This window comes from Bifidobacterium sp., assembly GCF_051876855.1.
Taxonomy (GTDB): Bacteria; Actinomycetota; Actinomycetes; order Actinomycetales; family Bifidobacteriaceae; genus Bifidobacterium.
Genome location: NZ_JBJEIH010000103.1, coordinates 1 through 8810, shown reverse-complemented (window position 1 = coordinate 8810; position 8810 = coordinate 1). Strand labels below are relative to the sequence as shown.

General features: G+C 61.1%; 6 protein-coding genes and 1 pseudogene. 5 read left to right on the top strand and 2 right to left on the bottom strand.

From position 1 onward, the window contains the following. The coding region (locus ACI38B_RS06800; protein ID WP_439730087.1) for a GmrSD restriction endonuclease domain-containing protein at positions 1-947 on the bottom strand (947 nt) is incomplete at its 3' end. A 307-nt stretch (positions 948-1254) separates the two neighbouring features. On the opposite strand from ACI38B_RS06800, the gene murA reads away from it, so the two are divergent. From murA to ACI38B_RS06785, 3 genes and pseudogenes are all read left to right on the top strand, one after another. Further along, positions 1255-2580: a UDP-N-acetylglucosamine 1-carboxyvinyltransferase gene (gene murA / locus ACI38B_RS06795; protein ID WP_273303987.1), complete on the top strand. Its 1326-nt coding sequence runs from the start codon at positions 1255-1257 to the stop codon at positions 2578-2580. A 582-nt stretch (positions 2581-3162) separates the two neighbouring features. Continuing rightward, positions 3163-3228, top strand: a pseudogene (locus ACI38B_RS06790) (zinc-ribbon domain-containing protein); the annotation flags it as partial. A 174-nt stretch (positions 3229-3402) separates the two neighbouring features. Continuing rightward, positions 3403-5520: a PASTA domain-containing protein gene (locus tag ACI38B_RS06785; RefSeq protein WP_439730097.1), complete on the top strand. Its 2118-nt coding sequence runs from the start codon at positions 3403-3405 to the stop codon at positions 5518-5520. A gap of 565 nt (positions 5521-6085) precedes the next feature. Here ACI38B_RS06785 and ACI38B_RS06780 read toward each other — a convergent pair. After that, positions 6086-7060 (bottom strand): HAD family hydrolase, encoded by a 975-nt coding sequence (locus ACI38B_RS06780; protein ID WP_439730086.1) that lies wholly within the window; start codon positions 7058-7060, stop codon positions 6086-6088. Between the two features lie 200 nt (positions 7061-7260). Here ACI38B_RS06780 and ACI38B_RS06775 point away from each other — a divergent pair, with 200 nt between their 5' ends. Together ACI38B_RS06775 and ACI38B_RS06770 are read left to right on the top strand one after the other, a co-directional pair. Next, positions 7261-8226 (top strand): lysophospholipid acyltransferase family protein, encoded by a 966-nt coding sequence (locus ACI38B_RS06775; RefSeq protein ID WP_439730085.1) that lies wholly within the window; start codon positions 7261-7263, stop codon positions 8224-8226. A gap of 185 nt (positions 8227-8411) precedes the next feature. After that, positions 8412-8810: 2-dehydropantoate 2-reductase N-terminal domain-containing protein (locus ACI38B_RS06770; protein ID WP_439730084.1), on the top strand; the 399-nt coding region annotated here is incomplete at its 3' end.

Here is an 8810-nt window from a genome sequence, read left to right as displayed (position 1 = left end):
TGTGTCTGCGCCGGTTCGGGCGCCTGCGCAGGCTGGCTGTCCGCTTGTGCAGAGGCGACCACGCCGCCGCCATCGGGCACGGTCTGCCCGGGGCAGCCGGACAATACGTTGGTCATCGCGTCTTTCTCGGCCTGCGTCACCCACAGCGCGTACTTGTGTTTCACGCCGATCTGCCGCGCGACATACTGGCAGCGGAACGACTTGTTCGACGGCAACCAGGACGCCGCGTCGGAATCGGATTTCTGCTGGTTCGCCGGGCCGTCCACCGCGAGCAGGTTGTACGGGTCGTTCGCCAGTTGCAGCCGCTGGTCAGCGTTGAGCTGCTGCGCGCCCTTCTGCCACGCGTCGGACAACGCGACAACATGGTCGATCTGCACGGCGGTTGACGTATGCTGTCCGCGCACGAAATTGATGGTTTTTCCGGTGTACGGGTCGTTGAGTGTGCCGGTCTTGACTACGCAATCATGCGTGCCGGGTTTGAAGGTCACATTCGTCATATCGCGTTTGAGGATGTCGTTGCGCGTGTCGCAGCCGTTGTGATCGACGTCCGACCAGGCGGCGCCGAACTGGGTGCGCGCGTATCCGGTTTTGGGCGCCCGGCCTTTAACCGGCAAGGTCGCCAGCATGTCGACGGCGGCGCCGGACGCGTTGGACGATTCTGAATTCGCGTCGGATTGCGCGGATGCGTCGTTTGACGGGCTTTCGCTGGATTCGGGCGTTTCACTCGGGGAGGCGGATTCGGACGGAGTCGCGCTCTTTGACGTAGACTCGCTTGACAACGCTGATGTATCGGTGCTGGATCCGCCGCAAGCGGACAACGGCAGCAACATCGTGCCGGCGAGGATTGCGGCAATCAGCGTGGTCAGCGAACGTCCCCGAGAGAACACACTGCGTGGGGTGTTGCGATTATCATCGCGGCGTGCGTGTGCATTGACGGAATTGTTCATGTGACGCTCCTTCACATTCCCTTTCTTCCCTGTGACATCGCCCGAAGGCGGCACATCATCCGAATATTCTATGTGTCTGTGCGGCGGCGTTCATGCGGCATCTCGTAAGCGTGTCATGCCAAGTGATGTCGGTGTTCTGTGGCGATTGGCGGAAAACCGCTTTTCACGTACGATTCGGCTGGTAGCATGTTCACCGCTTATGCACATGCGGTGTGGCACCATGGTGATACCAACCAGTAGTGTGTCAGCGTCGGCCGTCCATTGGGATGACAGGCGTGTCCGGGCAAGGGAATCGAAAGAGGTCGACGTGGTCGAAAAGAAAGACGATGTGCTCCATGTTGAGGGCGGCAAACCGCTCCACGGCACGATCAAGGTTCGCGGAGCCAAGAATTTCGTAAGCAAGGCCATGGTCGCCGCGCTGCTCGCGCCCGGCAAGTCCGTATTGAAGAATGTGCCGGAAATCCGCGATGTCCATGTGGTGTCCGATTTGCTACGCCTGCACGGCGTGGACGTGAATGTGGATGGCAAGAACGGCATCGTCACCATCGACGCTTCCCACGTCAAACTCGCGGATGTCGCCGATGTGGACACCCTGTCCGGTTCCTCGCGCATTCCGATCCTGTTCTCCGGCCCGCTCGTGCATCGCTTGGGTGAGGCGTTCATCCCGGCGCTCGGCGGCTGCAATATTGGCGGGCGTCCGATCAACTTCCACCTCGACACCCTGCGTAAGCTCGGCGCAGACGTCGATAAGGAACACAAGGACGGCATCCATATCACCGCTCCGAACGGCCTGCATGGCGCGAAAATCCATCTGCCGTACCCGTCGGTGGGTGCCACCGAGCAGACTTTGCTGGCGGCTGTGCTCGCCGAAGGCAAGACGGAACTGTCCGGCGCGGCCATCGAACCGGAAATCATGGATTTGGTCGCGGTTCTGCAGAAGATGGGCGCGATCATTTCCGTGGATGTGGACCGCACTTTCCGCATCGAAGGCGTGGAAAAGCTCCAAGGCTTCACCCACACCGCGCTGACCGACCGCATCGAAGCCGCTTCCTGGGCTTCGGCGGCGCTCGCCACCCGCGGTGACGTGTTCGTCAAGGGCGCCACGCAGGCCGACATGATGACTTTCCTCAACGTGTTCCGCAAGGTCGGTGGCAAATTCGACATCACCGACGAGGGCATCCGCTTCTGGCATCCGGGCGGCGATCTGCACCCGGTGGCCATCGAAACCGACGTGCACCCCGGCTTCATGACCGACTGGCAGCAGCCGCTTGTGGTCGCGCTGACCCAGGCGAAAGGCCTGTCGATTGTGCATGAGACCGTGTACGAGAACCGTTTCGGCTTCACCAAGCCGCTGGTGCAGATGGGCGCGACCATCCAGCTGTACCGTGAGTGCCTCGGCTCGCTGCCCTGCCGCTTCCAGCAGCGCAACTACAAGCATTCCGCGGTGATTTTCGGGCCGACCCCGCTGACCGGGCGTGATATCGACGTGCCGGATTTGCGTGGCGGTTTCAGCCATTTGATTGCGGCGCTCGCGGCTTCCGGTCCGTCCGACGTGCACGGGATCTCGCTGATTGATCGCGGATACGCCGACTTCCGCGGCAAGCTGCTTGCGCTTGGGGCTGATATCGACTGACGTAGGCATGGTGCTTGACGCTCGGTGCCCTGTGCTCGGCGGCTGGTCCGGTAGGTCCAGCTGGTCTGAGAAGTCTGGCGAGTCCGGACCGAGATGTTGCCGGGCTGGCTGATTCCGATGGCTATTGGTGCTGATGGTGCCGTTCTCCGATGTGGAGGGCGGCACCATGTGTTTTCGGGCGGTATCTGGCCGTGGTGTGACTGAGCAGTCGCACGGCGGGCGGGTTGAGGCGGTTGAAGGGTTGTGGTGTTTGGGTATCTCGTCGCTGTGCGACTGGTGGGTTGCATAGCGGCCAGGTTGCCATGGTTCTGGTTGCAGGCGGGACGGTATCTGGCTGTGGTGCGACTGGCGGGTTGCACGGTGGCTGGGTTGTGCGGGTTGGGGGATGGTTCCGGTGCGGTATCTTGCCGTGGTGTGACTGAGCAGTCGCACGGCGGGCGGATGACGGGAGACATCAACGAGCTGACACCTATCGTCGGCCGCGTGTCGCGATGTTAAGATGGCGCTCAGTTGAGAAATACAGCCCGGAGACGAGCGTTGTTGTTCGGTAGGATTCGGGGCGCTGAGACGAAGGGATTTGCCATGTATTGTGGGCACTGCGGATGGAAGAACACCGATGATGCCAAATTCTGCGCGTCATGTGGCGACCCTCTGCGTCAATCGGGCGCGGCGCAAGCAGCGGCGCAAATCGCGGTACAAACCCAGTCCGGTCAGGTGACGGCACCGGGAGCCCCCGCTTCGGCTCCGAATCCAGCACGTCCCGTGCGCCCCGCAGCGTCGCCATCATCCATCGAACCGGATGTCACTGCGCCGAATACCACTGTGGCTGCCACACACCAGCCCAAAGCCATCATCGCAGCGATTGTCACAGCGGTGCTTGTCGTTGCGGCGGGCGTAGCGGCAGGGCTGACATACCATGCTGAACTCTGGGGCGGCAAGACCTTGCCCGATATCGCTGCCGCCAGTGCGAAAGCTGGAAAACAATCGGAAAAGGCGAAAGCTACCGTCACCGCGGATTCCGTGGTCGCGCAGTTGAAGGCCAAAGGCATCACTTCGGCCAAGCGCCAGGAATTTTCCGGGGCCGAGAAAGGCGCCTTCCTCGGGTATAGCAACGCTAAGGCCGGGCAGCGCGTGCGGTCCGGATCCAGCGTGGTCGTACGTGAATCCGCAGGGCCTGGCGTCCCGAGCAACGTCGAACACGCGAAAGCCAGCACGGCAGTCACCACACTCAAGACCATGGGCGTGCCGGTTCACACCAAGCAGATCGCTGTGAGCTCCTCCTCAAAACTCGCCGGTGGCACGGTCGTCGCGACCTACCCGCTGGCCGGTCAAGCGGTCAGCGACACAACCACCGGCATCTACGTTGGCATCGCCGCTAAAACCGACGAGAAGACCCCGGCCATCCCCTATGACGCCATCGGCACGGATATCGACAGCGTGAAAGACACGCTCACAAAAGCCGGCGTGAACGTCACCGCCAAGCCGCATTTCTCGTCCAAGAAGAATGTCGGCAAACTGGTCTCTTCAAGCCCGGCGCCCGGCACCGTGCTGTCCTCGGGCGAAAGCGTGACGCTTTACTACGGTGTCGGCGCCAACAAAGTGCAGGAGGCGACCGTAGGGCAAAGCAACGCCCCGTATTTCTACGCTTCGGAACTCAACGACACGGTGACCGGCACGTACTGCAAGAGCACTGTGAACGATGTTGCAAAGGATTGCATCACGCTCGCGCAGGATGAAAACGGCTCGGTATACCGCGTCACGACGAAAGATACCGGCATAAGCAGTGATGAGCACAGCAACGACATACTTACCATGTGCTTCCCCTTCGCGGACGGCAACGCCGGCGACATCGGCACCTGCTCGTACGGCGGCTCACAACTGCCGGCAGGGGAGGGTGGCATGGCGAAGCGTTTGATCGCCAAGCAGTGGGGCGCCTTCGATTTCGGTGAGCTTGGCGGCTCACCCAGCTGCGGTACAGCCATGTTCGCCCCGTACGACGAAGGCTGCAACGCCAGCAAACAGGTCGTGCAAGACCAAGATATGTCCGGAGCGACCTTCGACATGCATGACTTCTACGTGTTCTTCGCTTTCGGAGCGAATCTGGATGCCATCGAGAAGAGCGGGTATTTCGACGACAGCGCGCTCGCGGCGGCGAAGAAAGGCTCGAAACCGGACACGTCCCGCCCGTTTATTCTCGCTCGTGACGCCTCGCAATACGACACCACGAGCGTCCCATACAGCAAGGCGCCGGTACCGTCCGGGCAGACGCTGGTACAGGACCCCTTCGTACCCGGAGTCGGCGAATTCTCCGCGTCCGTGAAGTTCAAGCCCGCTCCTACCGATGCGAACGCCTACTATCTCGTCGAATCCGGACAGCCCGACTGGCAAAGCCTGCCCGACTGTGACACCAATGGCGAAGTGTCCGAAGCCGCCGCGCAAGAGCAGGGATTCTGGCGTCAGGTGAAAGGGAAGTATATTTTCTCCGTTGGTGCCGGAGCATGGTCAACGATAATGACGGTTCATGCAGATGGCACATTCTCTGCCGATTATCATGATTCCGACCTTGGGGTAACCGGCGATGGATACCCGAATGGATCCCGGGCAATCGCATCCGGCACAGGTAAGTTCAACTACTCCAAGCGCAACGATGATGGCACATTCAGCATCACTTGCGATAAAAAAGCGTTCCACCAGAACGGTACTGTCGGCGATGTGACAATCAAAGATGGTGTCCGCGTGGAAACGGTTGACGGCATCTACGGGCTGACCCCGTGCAACACGTTCACCGTGTATCCGGCCGGATACACGACCAGCGCGCTGAGTGACGACGTGAAAAGCTGGATGTATGGTGTAATCGGCAATCCGCTCCCATCAACGCTAGCCGGTCCGCTCATCGTCAATGACAGCGGTACGTTCGCCTTCATCTACGACCAGAACTGATGACGGAGTGGCTATCTTCTGACAGTGTATTGAAATCTTTTTTCAACTGATTGGTTGAAAATAATGATTCAAGAATCTGCCAGATTTTTCGTTATCCCATAGGAACTGGTGAAGGACTTGCCGATATGGGTATCCGCCTGCTATCTGGCTTTGACGCTTTCCGGACTTTCCCGTCTGATCTTGAACGGCAGGCGTTCTCACGGATGGACTGCCGTGGAAAGACGCTGACGGGCAGATAATATTCCAGGTAGGTCATGCTGTACACATTGCGACTCGCTCACGGAAAATCTCACGGGAAATCTCGCACGGTCCGGCCGTGAACGGGTAAACTCCCGGATTCTCGCGGGAGTTTACCGCGGATATGCGAATCCGGCACTGTTCTCCCATGAACAGCTTGAGAGACGATTTTTCAGAACCGCGGAATTCCAACGTTCCTGTTGGGAGATTATCTGTCAGGGCACCGGATTGCGCAAAACTCCCACGTCCCGCGCGGGAGTTTAGCCGCAAATCGCATGATTCGCCGAGTTCTCCCGCAGGAACGTCCCTTTCAGTGGCGACAGGGCAATCAGATCAAACCAAGCCGGGCGAACGCATGCGCGAAACCGTCATCCTCCACACTGTCGGTGACCATGTCCGCCGCCTGCTTGATCTCCTCAATCCCGTTGCCCATCGCGACACTGGTGCCGGCCGCGAGAATCATCGCCATGTCGTTGCCGCCGTCGCCGAGCGCGATGGTGTCCTCGATACCATATCCGAGTGCGCGCGCGACCTGTGCCACGGCGGTGCCCTTGTCGGCACCTGGAATCAGCAGTTCCCCATGATTGTCCGAAATCTTGCCATACGTGCCCGGCACGGCGGTGAACCACGGGCTGAGCGCCTTGCACGTGTCTTCAAACGATGTCGGATTGCCGCGATCGGCGAAATACGAGCCTTTGCTCGCCCTGATGGATGCGCCGAGGCTCTGCCCGTGCGTGTCGAGATCCTCGATGACATGCCAGCGGGACGCGAACTGTGGATCCTTCCACGCGGAGCCCGTCGCCTGCAGATACTGCATGTACCCGCGAGACACATACATGCCGTCCGGCCCCTGCCACTGATAGTTGCGGATGTTGTGCGCCCGGAAGTACGCGGTCGCCGCGTCGATGGCCTCGGGGCTGATCAGATGCTCGAACAGTGTGCGGCCGTTGATGTCCGCCCGCGCCCCGGCGACCGAGACCACACCATCGAAACCGAGGTCGAGGATGCCCTGCTCGATTTTCATGAGCGACCTGCCAGTGCAGATGAACAGCAGATGCCCGTTGCGCTGGGCTTGCCGGCAGGCGTCGACGGCAGATTGCGGCACGTGATGGTGCTCATCGGCCAGCGTGCCATCGATATCGATGAATACGAGCTTGCTGCCGGCGGGCGCATGCTGACCGGATATGCGCGGTTCGGCAGACACCTGTCGGTCGTCCGGTGACACATTGCTGCCGTTCTTGCCGTCCATGCTGTTCGTGTCGCCTTGGCCTTCTATCCCATTCGCATCGCTGATAACGCTCATACCGCCACCGTACCGCCCGCCACGGTCAGCGTCCCGGCGATTGAACGCCGGGAATCCTCACAACGCCCGGTTTTCGATTGATGCCGACTTTCCGCTGCCGACAACCAGTCAGACCCCGAAGGATTGACGGATTTCATGCGCTCGCAGCCCTCAGCCTCCTCCACCACTGCCTTGGCCGGCGGTTGCGGCACAATGGTGGTATGACTTCGAAAGGCAAACCATCGTCGCGCAGCGCGGTCAAGCCGCTGAGCGACGAGCAGGTCGCGAAACTCGCGCAGCGCCATCATCTGGTCGATCCAACCAAGGAATACCCGACAGGCCCGCGCACCCCGAACAATGCGGAAATCAACGCGCAGAACCCGAAAGCCACCGCCCGCCTGCTCAAAGGCGTGTCCGTGGTGCTCAGCCAGCGCAGCAAAGTGTACGCGTGGGGTCTGGAGCACGTCCCCGAAACCGGCCCGTTCATCACTGCCGCTACGCACGTGACCATGTACGACGTTTTCGTCCCGATGATGAGCCTGTTCCACCTGGGCCGCCGCCCGCGGTTCATGGCCAAGGCGGAAATGGCGCATTGGCCGGTCATCGGCAAATGGTTCCAGACCGTCGGCATGCAGCCGGTCCCGCGACGTTCAGGCAAGGCGAAAGCCATCGAAGCGGAATCCATCAACATCCTCACCTCCGGCCGTCCGCTGACCATCTGGCCGGAAGGCACCCTCACCCGCGACCCGCAGAAATGGCCGATGAGCATGAAATCCGGCGTCGGATACATCGCGCTCGAAGCTTCACGCCGGCTTGGCTACCAGATTCCGCTGTACTGCTCAGTCACGTGGGGTGCGGCAAGCATCAACCAGTTCTGGCCGTGGCCGCGCAAGAACGTCGTTATGTGCTATGACGACCGGCTTGATTACGCCGATCTGCTCGCCACACAGGATTCGTGGGGCGCCGAGCCCCCTGTCGAACTCGCCCAGGCGCTCGCCGACCGTGTGCGCGCCCGGATGGAAGAGGTTATGGCCGAAATCCGCGGCGAACAACCGCCGGCCGAAGGATACTGGGATTACCGCACGATGAGCCGTAAGCCACGTCCGCAGATTTCTTTCCGACGTGAGGGTGGCGAGACGCCGTTCATCGCGGCCACGCAGAGCGACGCACCGGCTTCGGCCGCGTGATTTGGGCGTTCCCGCACGACTTTCTTCCAGTACCCTCACCCCGCCTTCGCGCGTGCATAGGCGGGGGCGAGTACCATGAAGCCCAGCACTACGGAGTCCGCCCGCAGCAGGCGGGCTCCGGCGGCGGCATCGACAACCGCCACGACCACAATCAGGCGCCGCAACACGTCTGCAAGGAGATTGACATGACAAACATCACCGTCCTGGGAGCAGGAGCATGGGGAACCGCGTTCGGCCAAGTCCTCGCCGACGCGGGCAACACCGTGACCATGTGGGCGATTGAACCGGAAATCGTCACGGACATCCATGAGCATCACCGCAACTCGTACCGCCTGCCCAGCGTCGACCAGCTGCCCGCGGCCATGGATGCCACCGGCGACCGTGCGCAGGCGGTGGCGCATGCGGATATCATCGTCGTCGCAATTGCGGCCCAGTTCGCCCGCGTCGCGCTCGCCGAATTCAAGGATCTGATCCCGTCCACCGCGCTCGTCGTCTCTCTGATGAAAGGCATCGAACGCACCACCGGCAAACGCATGGACCAGGTGGTACGCGAATCCCTGGACCTGCCCGAAGAGCGGTTTGTC

Bases quoted from the DNA above. Each gene is read 5' to 3' on its own strand.
- ACI38B_RS06780 (WP_439730086.1), bottom strand. From the start codon at position 7,060: ATGAGCGTTATCAGCGATGCGAATGGGATAGAAGGCCAAGGCGACACG.
- ACI38B_RS06775 (WP_439730085.1), top strand. From the start codon at position 7,261: ATGACTTCGAAAGGCAAACCATCGTCGCGCAGCGCGGTCAAGCCGCTG.